Here is an 18,626-nt window from a genome sequence, read left to right on the forward strand (position 1 = left end):
AATCCTGAGACTATGACCACACTGGAAATCCGTGACCTGCACGTCGACGTCGCGCAGACCGACGCCGACGCCGAGCCCATCCACATCCTCAAGGGTGTCGACCTGACCGTGAAGTCGGGCGAGACGCACGCGATCATGGGCCCCAACGGTTCCGGCAAGTCGACGCTGTCCTACGCCATCGCCGGCCACCCCAAGTACGAGGTGACCTCGGGGTCGATCACCCTCGACGGTGAGGACGTCCTGGAGATGAGCGTCGACGAGCGCGCCCGCGCCGGACTGTTCCTCGCCATGCAGTACCCCGTCGAGGTGCCCGGCGTCTCGATGTCGAACTTCCTGCGGACCGCCGCCACCGCCGTGCGCGGTGAGGCGCCGAAGCTGCGCCACTGGGTCAAGGAGACCAAGGAGGCGATGACCTCGCTCGACATCGATCCGTCGTTCTCCGAGCGCAGTGTCAACGAGGGTTTCTCCGGCGGTGAGAAGAAGCGTCACGAGATCCTCCAGCTCGATCTGCTCAAGCCGCGGATCGCGATCCTCGACGAGACCGACTCGGGACTCGACGTCGACGCCCTGCGGGTGGTCAGCGAGGGCGTGAACCGCTACAAGGAGCGCGACAACGGCGGGATCCTGCTGATCACGCACTACACGCGCATCCTCCGCTACATCAAGCCGGAGTTCGTGCACGTCTTCGTCAACGGCCGCGTCGTCGAATCCGCCGGTCCCGAACTCGCCGACGAGCTCGAGGAGAAGGGTTACGAGCGTTTCACCTCGGCTGCCAAGGCCGGCTGAGACCGCCCGACCGATCCGAGCCGACCAGCACAGGAGGTGTACCAGGTGACAGTCTCGACAGAGGTTTCCACCGCCCTGGACGTCGATTCGCTGCGCGCCGACTTCCCGATCCTCTCGCGCACCGTGCGCGACGGAAAGCCGCTGGTGTACCTGGATTCCGGGGCGACCTCGCAGCGTCCGGTCCAGGTGCTCGACGCCGAACGGTACTTCCTCACGCACCACAACGCGGCGGTGCATCGCGGCGCGCATCAGCTCGCCGAAGAGGCGACCGATGCGTATGAGGACGCCCGGGAGGTCATCGCGGCGTTCGTGGGGGCGTCCGCCGACGAGCTCGTGTTCACCAAGAACGCGACCGAGGCACTCAACCTCGTGACCTACACCCTCGGCGACCCGCGGTCCGCGGACGTCCTCGGGGGTTCGGCGCTCGGGCCCGGCGACACCGTCGTCATCACCGAGCTGGAGCATCACGCCAATCTCGTTCCGTGGCAGGAGCTCTGCGGCCGCACGGGCGCGACGCTCCGCTGGTTCGGGGTCACCGACGAGGGCCGGATCGACCTGGATTCGCTGACCCTCGACGAGTCGGTGAAGGTCGTCTCGTTCACCCATCAATCGAATGTGACCGGGGCGGTCGCCGATGTGGCCGAGCTGGTCTCGCGCGCACGCGCGGTCGGCGCACTCGTCGTGCTCGACGCCTGCCAGTCGGTGCCGCACATGCCGGTCGACTTCCGTGCACTCGACGTCGACTTCGCCGCCTTCTCCGGGCACAAGATGTTCGGGCCCAGTGGCGTCGGAGCGCTGTACGGCAAGTCCGATCTGCTGAATGCGTTGCCGCCGTTCATCACCGGCGGCTCGATGATCGAGACCGTGACCATGGAGGGGTCGACCTACGCCCCGCCGCCGCAACGGTTCGAGGCGGGCGTGCCGATGACCTCGCAGGTCGTCGGACTCGGTGCCGCGGTGCGCTACCTGACCGACCTCGGCATGGACGCCGTCGCCGCGCATGAGCATGCGCTGACCGCGCGGGCGCTGGAGCATCTCGGCGACATCGAGGGCCTGCGGATCATCGGGCCCTCGACCCCGGAGAACCGCGGCGGCGCCGTAGCCTTCCTCGTCGACGGCATCCACGCCCACGATCTCGGTCAGATCCTCGACGACGAGGGCGTGGCCATCCGGGTGGGTCACCACTGCACGTGGCCGCTGCACCGGCGCTTCGGCGTCGCCGCCACCGCGCGTGCGTCGTTCGCCGCGTACAACACGTTCGCCGAGGTCGATGCGCTCGCCGCCGCGATCGTCACGGCGCAGAAGTTCTTCGGGACGGTCTGAGCCATGCGGATGGAACAGATGTACCAGGAAGTGATCCTGGACCACTACAAACACCCACACGGGCGCGGACTCCGTGAACCGTTCGGTGCCGAGGTCCACCACGTCAACCCGACCTGTGGTGACGAGGTCACCCTGCGCGTGGCGGTCTCCGACGACGGTTCGAGCATCGACGACGTGTCCTACGACGGGCAGGGATGCTCGATCTCGCAGGCGTCGACGTCGGTGTTGCACGACCTCATCGTCGGCCGGCCGGTCGGGGAAGCACTGGCCACCGTCGAGTCGTTCAACGCGATGATGACCTCCCGCGGCAAGGACGCCGGCGACGAGGACGTCATCGGCGACGGGATCGCCTTCGCCGGGGTGAGCAAATACCCGGCACGCGTCAAATGCGCGCTCCTGGGCTGGATGGCCTTCAAGGACGCACTCGCGCAGACGATGGACAGCCACGAGACACGAGCGGAGACAGCATGAGTGACGACACAGCCACCACGGACACACCGACGACCGAGCCGACGACCGAGGCCACCGACACCGGCGTGACGGGGACACCCGCCGCGCCCGCGACGTCGCTGCCGGCCATCGAGGACGTCGAGGAGGCGATGCGCGACGTGGTCGACCCCGAACTGGGGATCAACGTCGTCGACCTCGGCTTGGTCTACGGCATCGAGGTGACCGACGACGCGGTCGCGAAGATCGACATGACCCTCACCTCGGCGGCCTGTCCGCTGACCGACGTGATCGAGGATCAGTCGCGCGGTGCGCTGGTCTCCAGCGGTCTGTGCACCGACATGGAGATCAACTGGGTCTGGCTGCCGCCGTGGGGTCCGGACAAGATCACCGACGACGGTCGCGAGCAGCTCCGCGCCCTCGGCTTCACCGTCTGACCGACGATCGGACACACCACTGCGCCGGCCCCGGTCATGATCGACGACCGGGTCCGGCGCTTGTTCGTCGACAGGGCACTTCCGTGCGGGGAGTTGATCGCATGAGGCGTTTCGAGTCGCGGGTCGAGCGGATGATCCGCGAGGCCACCGAACGCGGCGAGTTCGACAACCTGCCGGGCGCGGGGAAGCCGTTGGACCTGACCGACAGCGACGATCCCGACTGGTGGGTCAAACGCAAGATCCGCGAGGAGAACCTCGACTCGTCCGCGTTGCTCCCGGCGCCGCTGCTGTTGCGCCGGGAGGCACAGGATTTCCCGGAGTCGCTGCGCCACATCGCCGACGAGGACGCGGTCCGCGACATCCTCGTCGAGTTCAATCGCCGTGTGCGAGAGGCACATCTCGCCTCCCGCCAGATGGCGTTGCCGCACAGCGTCGTGGCGCACACCGTCGACGTCGATGACGTGATCCGACGCTGGCGGGCTCTGCGGCGGTGATCAGCCGGCGTCGCCGGCCCACGCCGGGGTGGACATGGCACCGCGCGCCACCACGACGCGAGTACGCATGTCGACCGCAGCGATGACCCTGGTCATCGCGCTCATCGTGCCGGTGAGATCGTCCCGTTTGCTCAGGTAACTGCGTTGTGCGGCAAGGGGCATCGTGAAGAACGCCTCGAAGAAGGCGACCGTCTGCGACGGACCGAGCCCCAGCAGAGCGCTGAGCCCACGGAGACGCAGGTTGTGTACCGCACGGGTGGACGGCGGCCACAGATCCTTGGCGGGTTCTCGACCCGCGGCGAGAGCGGCCACCACGGCGTCGGTGCACATGAACGATGTCGCGACGCTGTAGCCGGTCGTCGGGTTCTTGAAACCGCCCGCGGCGCCGAACCGGAAAACGGGATCGCGCCAGGGGTGTGGTGACGAGCCGGTCAGCGGGAAGTCGACGTGCTCGACCCGCCGGATCCCCGACGGCATCCCGCCGAGCCGCGCGGCCAGGCGGCGCTCGAGTTCGTCGAGACCGAGGGCGGGATGCCCGGCGAGGCAGGTCTCCTCGAGGAGGTACTCGCCCCCGCCGAGCGGCACGACATACAGAAAGGACGGCAGCGCCCGGCGGTCTGTCGCGCCACCCCGCCAGTCCATGAGCAGTGCCTCGTGTCCGTCCAGCACGGGTGCGGCCACCTCCGCGTCGACGATGATCCCGTACGCGGTCTGTCGAGGTGCGTCGTGGGGGAGCGCACCGCGACAGTCGACCACGACATCGCCGGTCAGGACCGAACCGTCATCGAGATGCACACGCGCGCCGTCGATCTCGACCACCCGGGCGGAACGGGTCGGAACCCCGTCGAGGGTCAGTGACCGTTGCAGGCCGGGGGTGTCGAAGACGGTGTACCCGCGGGCCACCTCCTCGAGTTCGCGGCCCGCGATCCCGATGCGCTCGGTCCGGGCGGCGACGGCGGACTGCTCGACCCACTCGGGCAACTCGTCGGACCAGCAGGCGAACGTGGACCGCCAGACCCGGTCGGGGGACGGATCGACCAGGGTGACCGGTACGCCGGCACGGGCCAGGCGGTGGACGAGGGCGCGGCCGGCCGGCCCGGCCCCCGCGACGATGACTCCGGAACTCACATCCTGTCCTTCGGCGCGGGCGACGATCCGGACGGTGACGCGTCGTCGGGCTGGGACGTCACGAACCGCCGGTGGCGAGCATGCCACCGTCGACGGCCAGGGTCTCGCCGGTGATCCACGCCGACTCGTCGCTCGCGAGGAAGGCGACCGCCCGGGCGACGTCCTCGGGTTCCCCGATCCGCTTCATCGGGTACGAGTTCGCCGCGCGGGCCTCGTTCTCGCCCTCGATCAGCCCGGAGGCGAACTTCGTGCGCACGACGGACGGGGCGATCGCGTTGACCCGGATGGCCGGACCGAGTTCCCAGGCGAGCTCGGCGGTCAGGCGGATCAGCGCCGCCTTCGACGTGCCGTACGCCGCGATCACGCCCGTCGACCGCAGACCCGCGACCGACGAGATGTTGACGACCGACCCGCCGGTGTCCTTCATGCCCGCCCGGTAGGCCTCCTGGACGAACCCGAGCGCGGCGACGACATTGGTGTCGAACGTCTTGCGGTACGCGGCGAGGTCGGCCCCCATCAGCGGGCCGGCCAGCGGCGCGATCCCGGTGTTGTTGACCAGGATGTGGATTCCGCCGCCCTGTGCGACGGCCGCGGCCACGGCGGCCGTCCGGTCGTCGGCGTCGCCGGTGTTGCCCGCACACGCCGAGACCGTTGCTCCGGGCACCGCCGTCCGGATCCGGCCGGCCGCCTCCTCGAGTGGCTCGGCCTTCCGGCTCGTGATGACGACCGAGGCACCGCGTCGGGCCAGTTCCGTCGCGATCGCCTCACCGATGCCGCGACTGGCACCGGTGACGAGCGCGGACCGGCCGGTCAAGTCGGAGGACTGCGGGAAGTTCTGCGGAATCGTTGTGGAGTGCGTCACGTCCCACACCGTATCGGTCCACCGTGACGGGGGTGGTCGACTCGGCCGCACGGCGCCGGGGTCCGCACGTGGGAAAAGCAGTGGCGCGGCACCGGTAGAATCGACCGTCGTGATCACCGCGACCGACCTGGAGGTACGAGCGGGCGCTCGGACCCTGTTGGCGGCGCCCGGCGACGCCTTACGCATCCAGCCCGGCGACCGGATCGGCCTCGTGGGCCGCAACGGTGCCGGCAAGACCACCACGCTGCGCATCCTGGCCGGCGAGACCGAACCCTACGCGGGATCGATCCGCCGGTCCGGTGAACTCGGTTACCTCCCGCAGGACCCCAAAGAGGGCGACCTCGACGTCCTGGCCAAGGACCGGGTGCTCTCCGCGCGCGGTCTCGACGAGATCTTGCGCGACATGGAGAAGCAGCAGGCGCAGATGGCCGAGGCCGCCGACGACAAGCTGCGGGACAAGGCCGTGGCGCGGTACGGCCGGCTCGAAGAGCGCTTCGCCGCCCTCGGCGGATACGTCGCCGAATCCGAGGCCGCGCGGATCTGCAACAGCCTGGGTCTGCCCGACCGGGTTCTCGAGCAGCCGCTACGGACACTCTCCGGCGGTCAGCGCCGACGGATCGAGCTCGCACGCATCCTGTTCGCGGCGTCCGACGGTTCGGGGAAATCCGACACCACCCTCCTGCTCGACGAACCGACCAACCACCTCGACGCCGACTCGATCGCCTGGCTCCGCAGCTTCCTGCAGAACCACGAGGGGGGTCTCGTCGTGATCAGTCACGACGTCGACCTGCTGGCCGACGTGGTGAACCGGGTGTGGTTCCTCGACGCGGTGCGCGGTGAGGCCGACATCTACAACATGAGCTGGAAGCGGTACCTCGATGCCCGGGCGACCGACGAGCAGCGCCGTCGTCGCGAACGGGCCAACGCCGAGAAGAAGGCGTCCGCCCTGCGCGCGCAGGCCGCGAAGCTCGGTGCCAAGGCGACCAAGGCGACCGCCGCGCAGAACATGCTCAAGCGCGCGGAGCGGATGATCGACGCCCTCGACGAGGAGCGGGTGGCCGACCGCACCGCGCGGATCCGGTTCCCCGAACCGGCCGCATGCGGCAAGACACCGTTGATGACGTCCGGACTCTCGAAGAGCTACGGCTCGCTGGAGATCTTCACCGGGGTGGACCTCGCGATCGACAAGGGCAGTCGCGTAGTCGTCCTCGGCCTCAACGGCGCGGGCAAGACGACGCTGCTGAGAATGCTTGCCGGAGTGGAGAAGCCGGACACAGGGTCGATCGAGCCGGGATTCGGTCTGAAGATCGGCTACTTCGCGCAGGAACACGACACCCTCGACGACCGGGCGTCGGTGTGGGAGAACATCCGGCACGCGGCACCCGACGCGGGCGAGCAGGACCTCCGAGGCCTGTTGGGCGCGTTCATGTTCAGCGGCGCCCAGCTCGATCAGCCGGCCGGCACGCTGTCCGGCGGTGAGAAGACCCGGCTCACGCTGGCCGGGCTGGTGTCCTCGGCGGCGAACGTCTTGCTCCTCGACGAGCCGACCAACAACCTCGACCCGATCTCGCGCGAACAGGTCCTCGACGCCCTGCGCAGCTACACCGGGGCCGTCGTCCTGGTCACGCACGATCCGGGCGCCGCCGCCGCGCTCGATCCGCAGCGTGTGATCCTGTTGCCCGACGGCACCGAGGACCACTGGAGCGAGGAGTATCAGGAGCTCATCGAGCTCGCCTGATCGCCTCGATGACCCGATCGGTCCCGGCGCGGTCGGGCACCGTCAGCCGGTGACCGTGTTCGGCGAACTCCCGGCCGACGACCCCCGCGGCCCGCAGCCGCCGCCCGAACTCGATGCCGTCGGTGCCCGGCACGAACACGAAATTCGCCTCGCTCGGCAGCGCCGGGTGGCCCGAGTCGCGCAGCGCGTCGGCGATTCGATCGCGTTCGCGGCGCATCGCCGTGACCCGTCCGGCCAACTCGTCGGACGCGGCAAGTGCCAGCGACGCCGCGTGTTCGGCGGCCGCGGTGATCAAGAAAGGGACTTCATGACGGCGGGCACCGCCGATGGACGTCGCCGACCCGATCGCATAACCGACCCGCAGTCCCGCGAGACCGTGGGCTTTGGAGAGGCTTCGCACCACGATCAGGTTGGGGTACTCGTCGACCAGCGTCCGGACATCGGGTGCGTTCCGGCAGTACTCGACGTACGCCTGGTCGAGGATCACCGGGATCGCCGGGTCGACAGCCATGAGCAGATCACGGATCTCCGTGTCGGAGAGGACCGATCCGGTCGGGTTGTGCGGGCTGCAGACGATGACGGCCGCGGTGTCCGGACGCGCGGCCGCGGCGAGCGCACCGATATCGGGACGCCCGGCGTCGAACAGCGGGGTCGTGTCGATCCCAAGCCCGATCATCTCGGCGAGCAGCGCGAAACCCTCGAATGTCGGTGCGGGGGTGACGATCCGCGGTCCGGTGCGACCTCTGGCCCGGCACTGCGCCGCCGAGTCCTGCAGGATCGCGGAGAGTACGGCCGTCGCCCCGGCGGGTAGGCTAAAGTACGGCGTCGGAGGGCTGTGGTCTGGACGAGCGGTCGGGTCACCAGGTGGCTTCGACTCGGCTCCTCGACCTCGACGCGCTCCTTCGTCGCTTGCTCGGCCCGGCGGCTCCGCTCGGTGCCGGCTCGACCAGCGTTCGGGCGGCTCGGCCAGCGGTGGGGCGGCTCAACCAGCTGACGGGCTTGATGCCTCCGGCCAATACCGCTTGCGCAGATCGCCTTTCACGAGCTTCCCGGTGGGCGTGCGCGGCAGGTCGTCGACGAAGTCGACCGACCGGGGCGCCTTGTAGGCCGCGATGTTCTCGGTGGTGAACGCGATCAGCTGCTCGGCGAGCCGATCGGTGGGTTCGTGGCCGTCGGCCAGCTGCACGCAGGCCTTCGCGACCTCGCCGAGGTCGGGGTCGGGGACACCGATCACCGCGACGTCGAACACCGCCGGGTGATTGATGAGGACGTTCTCGGCCTCCTGCGGGTAGATGTTGACGCCGCCGGAGATGATCATGAACGCCTTGCGGTCGGTCAGATACAGATAACCCTCGTCGTCGACGTATCCGACATCCCCTGTGGTGGACCAGTTCTCGTGTTCGGGGTGCTGGGCCTTGCGGGTCTTGTCGGGGTCGTTGTGGTACTGGAACGCCACGTCCTCGCGTTCGAAGAAGACCTGGCCGACCTCGCCGGTCGGGAGTTCCTTGCCGTCCTCGTCGCAGATGTGGACCACGCCGAGCAGCGGTTTGCCCACCGAGCCGGGATGATCGAGCGCCTCCTGCGGGCCGATGAACGTCGCGCCGGCGGCCTCGGTCGATGCGTAGTACTCGTGGATGACCGGGCCCCACCACTCGATCATCGCCCGCTTCACCTCGACCGGGCAGGGCGCGGCCGCGTGGACGGCGATCTTCATGCTGCTGACGTCGTACTTCGAGCGGACGTCCGCGGGCAGCTTCAGCATCCGGATGAACATGGTGGGCACCCACTGGCTGTGGGTCACGCGGTACTTCTCGATGGCGGCGAGGGCCGCTTCGGGATCGAACCGGTCCATCATGACGACGGTCCCGCCGACCGAGTTGGTCATCCCGCAATAGCGCAGCGGCGCTGCGTGATACAGCGGCGCGGGGGAGAGGTAGACCGCGGAGTCGTCGTAGCCGTACATGGGTGCGAAGATCGCGGTGTAGGCGTCGGGCACCTGGTCGACCTGCCCTTCGGGCATCGGTGTCTTGATGCCCTTCGGACGGCCGGTGGTCCCGGAGGAGTAGAGCATGTCGGTGCCGCGCGGCTGGTCGGTGCGGGGCTCTGCCGACGCATTGGCCAGGACCTTGTCGTAATTCTCGAAGCCGTCGAGATCGCCACCCCACACGATGCGGCGACCCGGGCCGGCAAGGGCCTCGATCTCGCCGGCGGCCGACACGGCCTCGACGACCGAGGCGCCGGCGAACAGGACCTGCGCGTTGCAGTCGGAGAGGATGTAGTTGGTCTCCGCCGCGGTGAGGTGGTGGTTGACCGCGGTCACGTACAGACCGCTGCGCAGGGCCGCCCAGTACACCTCGAAGACGTGGAAGTCGTTGGCGGAGACCACGGCGATGTTGTCGCCGCGTCGGAGTCCGAGGGAGTCGAGGTAGTTGGCGAGCCGGGTCGAGTTCTCGTCCAGTTGTCGGTAGGTCAGTACCTCGCCGGTAGCGGCCCGGATGACGGCCGGCTTGTCGGGGGTGGATTTCGCGAAGACTCCAGGAAACAAGAGTGACGCTCCTCGTGACGAAGGGGATGGCCACCCCGAACGACCGTATCTAACGCTCGTTCGGGGTGTTGCGAGTCACAGTACCCTAGCGTCGTGTCCGATTTCGCAGTTCCTCAGTGCGTCGCGAGAAACCTGTCCATGGTTCGCTCCGCGAGCGCGGTGATCGTCAGCGCGGGATTCACCAGGCCGACTGCGCCGGGGACGAAGGAACCGTCGACGACCCACAGGTTGTCGTAGCCCCGGACTCCGCCGTCAGCGTCGGCCGCGGCACCCATGACGACGCCGCCGAGCCCGTGATAGGTACTCGCGGAACCGAATCCGAGCGCGCGAGACGACACGTGGGTTCCGTTGGCGGCGAAGCCGAAACGGCCCTCGGTGCGTTCGTGGAAACGCTTGATGAAGGCGTTGCTGCGGCGGTCGAGGTCGTTGCGGTCGGCGGGGTGGGGATAGTTCAGTTGCGCCCGCCGGATGCGATGGTCGTAATCGATCGTGCCGCGTTCGTCGGTGTGGGCCTGCACGAGGTGGGTGGTCGCGGCCTTGCCGAGCGGTGCCGGCAGCGGGGTGGCCTGATAGACCATCGAGACCGGTCCGCCGGGCAGGTTGTCCTCGTAGATCCGTGCGTAGCCCGGTCCGGCCTGGACGGCGCCGAAATCCTCGCGGGGGTTCGCCCGGATGGTGAGGAAGTCGCCGTTCACGCCGAAGCCGTCGCCGATTCGCGGTGACAGTCGCGGCAGGCGCCCCTGCGCGCGCGCTTCGACGAGCAGCCGGGTGGTGTGGAAGGAGCCCGCGGCCATGAAGAGGTGATCGGCCTCGGTGGTCACGGTGCGTACCGTGCGGCCCTGCTCGTCGAGAACCCGTGCGGTGACGACGAATCCGGCGCGGCGCGAGCGAGGCCGGATGTCGAAAACCTCGTGCATCGGCTTGACGGTGACGTTTCCGGTCCGTTCGGCGGCGAGGAGGTAGCTGCGGTCGAGAGACTTCTCGGCGCCGCTGTTGACGCCGTAGCTCAGTTCGCCCGCGGTCACCGACGGGGTGGCCCGGCCGGCCAGTTCGTCGCGGACGATGTCCCAGTCGATGGCGAAGTCGAAGAAGTGCGGTGACGCGCCGTAGCGCTCGATCACCTTCAGCCAGGACCGGGCCCCGACGTACTCGGGGTGCGCGAGGATGTCCGCGGGCAGCGGCGAGACGCCGAGCCCGGCCTTCGCGCGCGGGAAGTGGGTCTGGGCGAGCTGCGCGTAGTCGGCGGCCACCGGGAGATGTGCTCGAAGTCCTGTCGGCGGGGGACGGGCGTGAAGGAGCCGAACACGAGCGACCCGCCGCCGACGCCTGCGCCGCACACGGCCTCGACGCCGTTGCCCATCACATGGTCGAGCACGCCGGGATACGGCTCCACCGGGAGGCCGCTCGCCGCACTCGCGCCGGCGGGGCTGCCGAACCACGCGGCGCGCTTGTCCGGGGTGGTCGTCGTGGCGAAGGTGTTGCCGTCCGGCGCGGTGCGCGATCGGCGAGTCGGCCGGGGCCGCGGGACGTTAGGCTCCGGGGTGTGACGGCTGCGCTGCAGATCGAGGTGGACCGCGACAGCGTGGCGATGGGGGATGACGTCGCTTCCCACGCACATTCACTCCTTGTGGAGCCGGGTACGGCGCTGAGTGTCGTCCTCGCCGCGGCGGCGCCCGGGATCCGTGCTCGGGGCTGGTCCTGGGTGGCCGACGTCGACGGCCGGGTCGCCGCCGTCTGGTCGGCCGACCACGGTGTGCAGATGCTCGTCGGGGACGGACCGGTGACCGCGGACGACGTGCCATGCCGGATTCATTACCGGTACTTCCTGCAGATCGACCCGGCGTGGCTGTATCGGCGCCTCGCCGAGGGGGCCGCGGCGGACCGGGGCGCCCTCGAACGCGAGTACCGCCCGATCGGTGATCGGCGACGCGAGGAGGACGAGCGTCGCCGCGAACGCGATTCGGCGACAAGGTATCTGACCGTCGAGTGCACCGCGGCGCTGCGCGGCTTCGGTGCGGAGTTCGATCTGCACAACGACCGGACGGCACGGTTCGACGTGGTCGGCTCGATGTGGCGGGTACAGCGCGCCGACACCATGACCATGACCTTCGACGGGGCGAATCAGGTCCTGTCGTCGATCCGACCCGTCGGCGTCGCCGAGTGCTGGCTGGTCGCGGCCGTCGGAATGCGTATGCGACAGGTGCAGGGACTCACGCCGGTCCCGAACGACCCCCGTTTGCCGGTGCCGGAGCTGCGGCCGATGGGGTCAGGGGTGGCCGGATCGCCACGCTGGACGACGAGAGGTACGAGAGCCGATCCCGTTGTCCAGCTGACCGGCGATGAGGCGGTGCGGGCCTACCGGTTGTCGGCGAACCGTTCGATCGACGAGGTCGTGTCCCTGCTGGCCCCGGACTGAGGTCAGTCGTGTGCGCGCACGGACTCCTCGACGAGGTCGAGCACCGCGTGCAGATCGTCGGTGGGCTGGCCGGTGGCCAACCGCGTGATCAGGCCGTCGAGCACGAGGTCGAGGTAGTTGAGCAGAACGTCGGTCGGGACGTCGTCGCGCAGGCGCCCCGCCTGCCGACCCCGCTCCAGCCGGCTGAGTGTCGCCTGCTCGACCTCGGCCGCGTAGGACACCCACTCCGCACGGAATCCGTTGTCCGTCCGTAGTTTCCGCGCGATCTCCAGGCGCGTGCCGAGCCAGTCGAAATCCTGGGGGCGCGTGAGCATGTCGCGCATGACCTGCACCAGGCCCTGCTCGGCCGCGACATCGGCCATTCGCTCGGCGTCCTCCCGCGCGAGCGCGAGGAACAGCGCCTCCTTGTCCCGGTAATGGTGGAAGATCGCACCCCGGGACAAGCCGGTGGACTCTTCGATCCGTTTGACGGTCGCGCCGTCGTATCCGTACTCCGCGAAGCAATGCCGCGCGCCGTCGAGAATCTCCCGACGACGCGCGGCAAGCCGGTCATCGCTGACCTTGGGCACGTCGAGTGCCTCCTGTCAGCTCTTGATCATGTTGCGCAGCACGTACTGCAGGATGCCTCCGTTGCGGTAGTAGTCGGCCTCACCCGGGGTGTCGATGCGGACCTTGGCATCGAACTCCACCGTCGAGCCGTCTTCCTTGGTGGCGGTGACGTGCACGGTCGACGGCGTCGTCCCGTTGTTAAGCTCTTCGATACCCGCAATGTCGTAGGTCTCGGTGCCGTCGAGGCCCAGCGACTTGTGCGACTCGCCCTCCGGGAACTGCAGCGGGATGACGCCCATGCCGATGAGGTTCGAGCGGTGGATGCGCTCGAAGCTCTCGGTGATGACGGCCTTCACGCCGAGGAGGCTGGTGCCCTTGGCCGCCCAGTCACGCGACGATCCGGTGCCGTACTCCTTGCCGCCGAGCACGACGAGCGGGATGTTCTGCTCGGCGTAGTTCTGCGCGGCGTCGTAGATGAACGACTGCGGTGCACCCTCCTGGGTGAAGTCGCGGGTGTAACCGCCGGTCACACCGTCCAGCAGCTGGTTCTGCAGGCGGATGTTGCCGAAGGTCGACCGGATCATCACCTCATGGTTGCCGCGGCGGGCGCCAAGCGAGTTGTAGTCCTTGCGGGCCACCCCGTTGGCATCGAGATACTGCGCGGCGGGGGTGCCGGGCTTGATCGTCGACGCGGGGGAGATGTGGTCGGTGGTCACCGAGTCGCCGAGCTTCGCGAGCACGCGTGCGCCCTTGATGTCGGAGACGGGCGACGGCTCACGCTGCATGCCCTCGAAGTACGGAGGCTTGCGGACGTAGGTGGACTCGTCGTCCCACTCGAAGGTCTTGCCCGACGGGGTCGGCAGGTTCTGCCAGCGCTCGTCACCCTTGAAGACGTCGGCGTAGTCCGAGGCGTACTGCTCCGGCGAGATCGACGAGGCGATGGTCGCCTCGATCTCCTCGTTGGTCGGCCAGATGTCCTTGAGGAACACGTCGTTGCCGTCGGTGTCCTTGCCCAGCGCGTCGGTCTCGAAGTCGAAGTCCATCGTGCCGGCCAGGGCATAGGCGATGACCAGCGGCGGCGACGCGAGGTAGTTCATCTTCACGTCGGGGTTGATGCGACCCTCGAAGTTGCGGTTGCCCGACAGCACCGCGGTGGCGGTGAGGTCGTTGTCGTTGATCGCCTTCGAGATCTCCTCCGGCAGCGGGCCGGAATTGCCGATGCACGTGGTGCAGCCGTAGCCGACGAGGTAGAAGCCGAGCTTCTCCAGGTACGGCCAGAGACCGGACTTGTCGTAGTAACCGGTGACGACCTGCGAGCCCGGTGCCATCGACGTCTTGACCCACGGCTTGGACGACAGGCCCTTCTCCACGGCCTTCTTGGCCAGGAGCGCCGCGCCGAGCATGACCGACGGGTTGGAGGTGTTGGTGCAGCTGGTGATCGAAGCGATGGTCACGATCCCGTGGTCGAGGATCATCGATCCTCGTTCCTCGGAATCCACCCGGACCGGATTGGTCGGCCGGCCCTCGGCGCCGTTGGCGGCCGAGTGCAGCGGCTCGGCGTCGTCGTCGGCGAAGGACAGGGTCGCGGGGTCGGACGCCGGGAAGGTTTCCTCGACCGCCTCGTCCAGCTTGGTCTGCGGAGCGGAGTTGCCGTTCTCGACGTAGTTGTGGATGTCCTTACGGAACGCGTTCTTCGCGTCCCACAGCTCGATGCGGTCCTGCGGACGCTTCGGGCCGGCGATCGACGGGACGACGTCGGCCAGGTCGAGCTCGAGGTACTCCGAGTACACGGCCTCCTCGGCGTCCTTCTCCAGCCACATGCCCTGTTCCTTGGCATAGGCCTCGACGAGCGCGAGCGTCTCCTCGCTGCGCCCGGTGAGTCGGAGGTAGTTGACGGTCTCGCCGTCGATCGGGAACATCGCGCAGGTCGAGCCGAACTCGGGGCTCATGTTGCCGATGGTGGCGCGGTTGGCGAGCGGGACCTCGCCGACACCGTTGCCGTAGAACTCGACGAACTTGCCGACCACGCCGTGCTTGCGCAGCATCTCGGTGATGGTGAGGACCACGTCGGTCGCGGTGACGCCCGGCTTGGTCGCGCCGGTGAGCTTGAAGCCGACGACGCGGGGGATGAGCATGGAGACCGGCTGACCGAGCATCGCGGCCTCGGCCTCGATGCCGCCGACGCCCCAGCCCAGGACGCCGAGGCCGTTCTCCATCGTGGTGTGCGAGTCGGTGCCGATGCAGGTGTCGGGGTAGGCGACGCCGTCACGGACCATCACCGAGCGCGCGAGGTGCTCGATGTTGACCTGGTGCACGATGCCGGTGCCCGGCGGCACGACGCGGAAGTCGTCGAAGGCGCCCTGACCCCAGCGGAGGAACTTGTAGCGCTCCTCGTTGCGCTGGTACTCGATCTCGACGTTGCGCTCGAACGCCTGGGCATTGCCGAAGGCCTCGATGATGACGGAGTGGTCGATGACCATCTCGGCCGGTGCGAGCGGGTTGACCTTGTCCGGGTCGCCGCCGAGTTCCTTGACGGCGTCGCGCATGGTCGTGAGGTCGACGATGCAGGGCACGCCGGTGAAGTCCTGCATGATCACGCGGGCAGGCGTGAACTGGATCTCGACGCTCGGTTCGGCGTTCGGGTCCCAGTTCGCCAGGGCCTCGATGTGCTCCTTGGTGATGTTCGCGCCGTCCTCGGTGCGCAGGAGGTTCTCGGCGAGGACCTTCAGAGCGTAGGGGAGCTTGGCGGTGCCCTCGACGGCGTTCAGACGGTAGATCTCGTAGCTGTTGTCACCGACGTCCAGCGTGCCGCGGGCGCCGAAGGAATTGATACTCACGTCTAAATCCACTCTCCTCGTGTGCCGGCGGGCTGCGCCGGCGATTACTCGATGATCCACTTGCGGTCGGGCGGGGCTGGTCGATCCGGCGCAGTCGTGCCGCACCGGCTGACGTTCTGCACCGGCGGGCTGCGCCGGCACCATCGGATGTCCGCGAGGGCCACCCGCGACAACGTCGTCCAGTCTAACAGTACGAGCGTACTGTTACCAAGCTCGGGCCGGGACACCCCGGATCGGACCTGCCGACACCGGAATACCCAGACGAGTCCATTGTGTCGTACGGTGCAGGTCGGGGTTCGGCGAGGAGACACTCGACGCCGGCGCGATACCGCCCGTCAACGTGCACGCAACCCCGGGTGATCTCGAGAGGCAGGGGTGGCGGATGGGTCCGCAGGCGACGACGCTGGTGCTGGCAGCTCCCGCGGAGAACAACGAACTCACCGGACTCGTCGGGGTCGACATGGGTGAGCTGTCGCGGGACATCGCCGACGACGGCGTCGCGGGGGCGACGCCCGAACAGTTGCCCGGCATGCTCGAGGTCGTCGAATACGCCCAGTCGAAGGGCCATGACGTCAGCTTCGTGGTCATCGACCAGGTCCAGCCCCGGTTCACTCTCTACCGCGACGTCGCGAACCAGTTGCAGGAACAGGTCGGCGGCACCGTCATCGTGCTCGGCCCCAACTCGGTCGGCAGCTCGTCGCCCGAATTCAGCCGGGTGGTGCAGGAACAGGCCACCGACGGCCTGACCCTCACCGACCCCGCGGGTGCGGCGCGACAGATGATCGACACGATGACCGGTCCCAACGTGGACTGGACGATCGTGGGCCTCCTGCTGATCCTGGTCGTCGCGGGCGGAGCCGTGCTCGCCCGGCTGCGGCAGGTCCGCACCCGCAAGAACCTGGCCGCCGGCCCGCTGGGACCCGTGCAGGCCACCGCCGCGGAGTCGGATGACTCGTCGGCATCACGTCGCGAGCCGACCGCTTCCGGCCGGTAGTACGCAGGCCCGGGCCGCCTCGGCCGGCCGGCGATGCGGCGGGTGGGCCCGGCTGCTGACACCTTGTTCTCGCGCGGCGGGGACCCTTCTCGGCGTGTCTTCCGGTCTGTTGCCAATTCGAGACCTTGACGACCGTTCGATCTTTCGCCAGTTCACGGCATATTCGCAGGTAATCACGCCTTTGTAATTCACGAACACGGTTTTCTCGTGTGGTTGATGTGACGTACGGTTCTGATGTCGCGTGTGATGCCTGTGTTCTCTACAGGGTCCGATGTGGCGGAAGTGCAGTGCGTGATCGCCGCGGGTGCAGACACCCCGGACGGTCGCCGGACCGGGGATCGGAAGATCCCCGCGAATCGCGAGGAGTTCCAGGTGAGGCGAGGAAGAACTGGTGCGTCATGGCCGGCGCGCGTCTCGGCGGCCCTTGCTGTCGCACTCGTCTGCGCGGTCGGCGCGGGTCATGCCGACGCGGCGCCCAAGAAGACGCCCGAGTCGCCCATCTCCGGTCTGATCAACCGGATCGCGACGGTCAACCAGGACATCGCCGACCTCGACCAGGCGCTCGCGTCCCGCCAGGAGAACGTGAACCGATCGATCGTCGACTTCCAGAACTCGCTCGCGCAGCAGCGCCTCGCCACGGTGGCCGCGCGTGGAGCACGCACCGAACTCGACCGATCGAGCAAGGCCGTCGTCGACGCGCAGAAGGAGTTCGACCGGTTCGCCCGCTTGGCGTACCAGCAGGGGCCCGAGCAGGGTTCGATGTCGAACTACGTTGCCTCCGAAGACCCGCAGGGCGTCCTCGACCGCATGAAGCTGATCGATCAGGTCGGCAAGAAGCAGCAGGAGATGATCCGGCGGTTGCAGGTGGCCCGCAACCAGAAGGCCAACCGACTCGCCGCCGTCGAGGCCACCCGCCGGCAGGCGTCGTTCGCGGCCAAGAGCGCCGAACAGCGCAAGACCGACGCCATGGCGGCGGTCACCGAGGCGAAGGCCGCCATCGCTTCGCAGCAGAAGCGCAAGGCCACCCTGATCGGGGAACGCGACCGGGTCCAGAAGCGCCTCAACACGATTCGCGGATACGTGCCGAAGAAGACGGTCGAGGGGCCGTCGACGAGCGATCTGCTCTCGAACTTGTTCCCGACGGATCCGTCGGCCGAGGGGGCGCTCAAGGCGCTGCCCGCCACGCCCGCCACCGACAACCAGGCACTGGCCGTCGCGGCGGAGGCCGCGGCGCGCCTCGCCATCGACGTCGGTTCGTCGATCCTCGCCGGTCTGGTCGGGCAGCAGCAGTTGCCCCAGTCCGAGTTGCTGAACGAGCTCGGCATCGGCGGTGCGGACATCACCGGCAGCAGCGGTGGCGACACCCTCAGTGCGCGACTCGGTTCGGGAAGCCTCGGCTCTCTGTTCGGCAGTTCCTCCGGCGGCGGCGGGGGCGGGGGCGGCGTCGTCCGACCCGGGCTGCGCGGTCCGCAAGCCGTCGAGATCGCCGTCAACCGTGCGCTCTCGCAGCTGAACGTGCCCTACGCCTGGGGCGGTGGCGACGCGAACGGCCCGACGCAGGGAATCCGCGACGGCGGTGTGGCCGACAGCTACGGCGACTACAACAAGATCGGTTTCGACTGCTCCGGCCTGATGATCTACGCGTTCGCCGGCGTCGGGATCGAACTGCCGCACTACACCGGTTACCAGTACACCTCGGGGCCGCAGTTCCCGCTGTCACAGATGCGACGCGGCGACATGATCTTCTACGGCCCCAACGCGAGTGCGCACGTCGCGCTGTACCTCGGCGACAACAAGATGGTCGAGGCACCGCAGTCGGGTGACGTGGTCAAGGTGTCCCCGCTGCGCACCAACGGTGCGATGCCGAACGTGGTCCGTCTGCTCTGAGGCGTGGTGGTTCCGGCGGCAGCTGTGAACGACCGACACCCGCCGAGTCTTCTTGGCACCTTTTCAGCCGGCACGGCTAGGCTGGCACAGACACGCGGGGTCGACGCCTGCGCGCTGCGCGTTCGCGCCGCCCGTGGGCCCTCGCGGTTCGACGGAACAGCAGTTCAGAGGAACAGGAGCACG

The 18,626-nt window shown here is 68.5% G+C and carries 15 protein-coding genes and 1 pseudogene; 9 read left to right on the forward strand and 7 right to left on the reverse strand.

Annotation, left to right across the window (positions count from 1 at the left end; all coding sequences use genetic code 11):
- Positions 1 to 12: 12 nt before the first annotated feature.
- From sufC to Q9R39_RS17730, 5 genes are all read left to right on the forward strand, one after another.
- A complete protein-coding gene (sufC, locus tag Q9R39_RS17710) occupies positions 13 to 786 on the forward strand; it encodes a Fe-S cluster assembly ATPase SufC (protein ID WP_058250381.1) in 774 nt (257 codons plus the stop codon).
- Positions 787 to 831: 45 nt separating this feature from the next.
- On the forward strand, positions 832 to 2,109 hold the full coding sequence (locus Q9R39_RS17715; RefSeq protein WP_078112460.1) for a cysteine desulfurase: 1,278 nt from the start codon (positions 832 to 834) through the stop codon (positions 2,107 to 2,109).
- A 3-nt stretch (positions 2,110 to 2,112) separates the two neighbouring features.
- Entirely contained in the window at positions 2,113 to 2,580 is a 468-nt protein-coding gene (sufU, locus tag Q9R39_RS17720; RefSeq protein ID WP_058250382.1) for a Fe-S cluster assembly sulfur transfer protein SufU, read from the forward strand.
- The gene (locus tag Q9R39_RS17725; RefSeq protein ID WP_078112384.1) at positions 2,577 to 2,993 is read left to right on the forward strand and encodes a metal-sulfur cluster assembly factor; all 417 of its coding nucleotides are present in this window, start codon (positions 2,577 to 2,579) and stop codon (positions 2,991 to 2,993) included. Before sufU ends, Q9R39_RS17725 begins: the two co-directional genes overlap by 4 nt.
- Before the next feature lie 101 nt (positions 2,994 to 3,094).
- A complete protein-coding gene (locus tag Q9R39_RS17730) occupies positions 3,095 to 3,487 on the forward strand; it encodes a DUF1992 domain-containing protein (protein ID WP_078112385.1) in 393 nt (130 codons plus the stop codon).
- Here the strand turns inward: Q9R39_RS17730 and Q9R39_RS17735 are convergent, their stop codons facing one another.
- Together Q9R39_RS17735 and Q9R39_RS17740 are read right to left on the reverse strand one after the other, a co-directional pair.
- On the reverse strand, positions 3,488 to 4,615 hold the full coding sequence (locus Q9R39_RS17735; protein WP_311277892.1) for a lycopene cyclase family protein: 1,128 nt from the start codon (positions 4,613 to 4,615) through the stop codon (positions 3,488 to 3,490).
- Positions 4,616 to 4,673: 58 nt separating this feature from the next.
- Entirely contained in the window at positions 4,674 to 5,486 is an 813-nt protein-coding gene (locus Q9R39_RS17740) for an SDR family oxidoreductase (RefSeq protein ID WP_078112386.1), read from the reverse strand.
- 100 nt (positions 5,487 to 5,586) lie between these two features.
- Here Q9R39_RS17740 and Q9R39_RS17745 point away from each other — a divergent pair, with 100 nt between their 5' ends.
- Complete coding sequence (locus Q9R39_RS17745; protein WP_065632168.1) at positions 5,587 to 7,215, forward strand: ABC-F family ATP-binding cassette domain-containing protein; 1,629 nt, start codon at positions 5,587 to 5,589, stop codon at positions 7,213 to 7,215.
- Here Q9R39_RS17745 and Q9R39_RS17750 read toward each other — a convergent pair.
- The 3 genes and pseudogenes from Q9R39_RS17750 to Q9R39_RS17760 all read right to left on the reverse strand — a co-directional run.
- Positions 7,199 to 8,185, reverse strand: a complete 987-nt coding sequence (locus Q9R39_RS17750) for a histidinol-phosphate transaminase (RefSeq protein WP_139362995.1) — start codon at positions 8,183 to 8,185, stop codon at positions 7,199 to 7,201. The genes Q9R39_RS17745 and Q9R39_RS17750 overlap by 17 nt on opposite strands.
- A gap of 12 nt (positions 8,186 to 8,197) precedes the next feature.
- Entirely contained in the window at positions 8,198 to 9,760 is a 1,563-nt protein-coding gene (locus Q9R39_RS17755) for an AMP-binding protein (protein ID WP_078112388.1), read from the reverse strand.
- A 113-nt stretch (positions 9,761 to 9,873) separates the two neighbouring features.
- Positions 9,874 to 11,267 (reverse strand): annotated as a pseudogene (locus Q9R39_RS17760) (GMC oxidoreductase); the annotation flags it as partial.
- A gap of 36 nt (positions 11,268 to 11,303) precedes the next feature.
- On the opposite strand from Q9R39_RS17760, the gene Q9R39_RS17765 reads away from it, so the two are divergent.
- Positions 11,304 to 12,176, forward strand: coding sequence for a hypothetical protein (locus Q9R39_RS17765; protein WP_058250387.1), 873 nt, complete (start codon positions 11,304 to 11,306; stop codon positions 12,174 to 12,176).
- A 2-nt stretch (positions 12,177 to 12,178) separates the two neighbouring features.
- Here the strand turns inward: Q9R39_RS17765 and Q9R39_RS17770 are convergent, their stop codons facing one another.
- Positions 12,179 to 12,745, reverse strand: a complete 567-nt coding sequence (locus Q9R39_RS17770; protein ID WP_058250388.1) for a TetR/AcrR family transcriptional regulator — start codon at positions 12,743 to 12,745, stop codon at positions 12,179 to 12,181.
- A 15-nt stretch (positions 12,746 to 12,760) separates the two neighbouring features.
- Positions 12,761 to 15,562: an aconitate hydratase gene (locus Q9R39_RS17775; RefSeq protein ID WP_058250389.1), complete on the reverse strand. Its 2,802-nt coding sequence runs from the start codon at positions 15,560 to 15,562 to the stop codon at positions 12,761 to 12,763.
- Between the two features lie 382 nt (positions 15,563 to 15,944).
- Between Q9R39_RS17775 and Q9R39_RS17780 the strand changes: the two genes are divergently transcribed.
- Together Q9R39_RS17780 and Q9R39_RS17785 are read left to right on the forward strand one after the other, a co-directional pair.
- Positions 15,945 to 16,556 carry a DUF6676 family protein gene (locus Q9R39_RS17780; RefSeq protein WP_058250390.1) on the forward strand — a complete coding sequence of 204 codons (612 nt, stop codon included), beginning with the start codon at positions 15,945 to 15,947 and terminating at the stop codon, positions 16,554 to 16,556.
- 372 nt (positions 16,557 to 16,928) lie between these two features.
- On the forward strand, positions 16,929 to 18,443 hold the full coding sequence (locus tag Q9R39_RS17785) for an NlpC/P60 family protein (protein WP_058250573.1): 1,515 nt from the start codon (positions 16,929 to 16,931) through the stop codon (positions 18,441 to 18,443).
- The last annotated feature ends 183 nt before the right edge of the window (positions 18,444 to 18,626 follow it).

Origin of the sequence: Gordonia sp. AC31 (genome assembly GCF_031844505.1) — a bacterium.
Classification (GTDB): Bacteria; Actinomycetota; Actinomycetes; order Mycobacteriales; family Mycobacteriaceae; genus Gordonia; species Gordonia hongkongensis.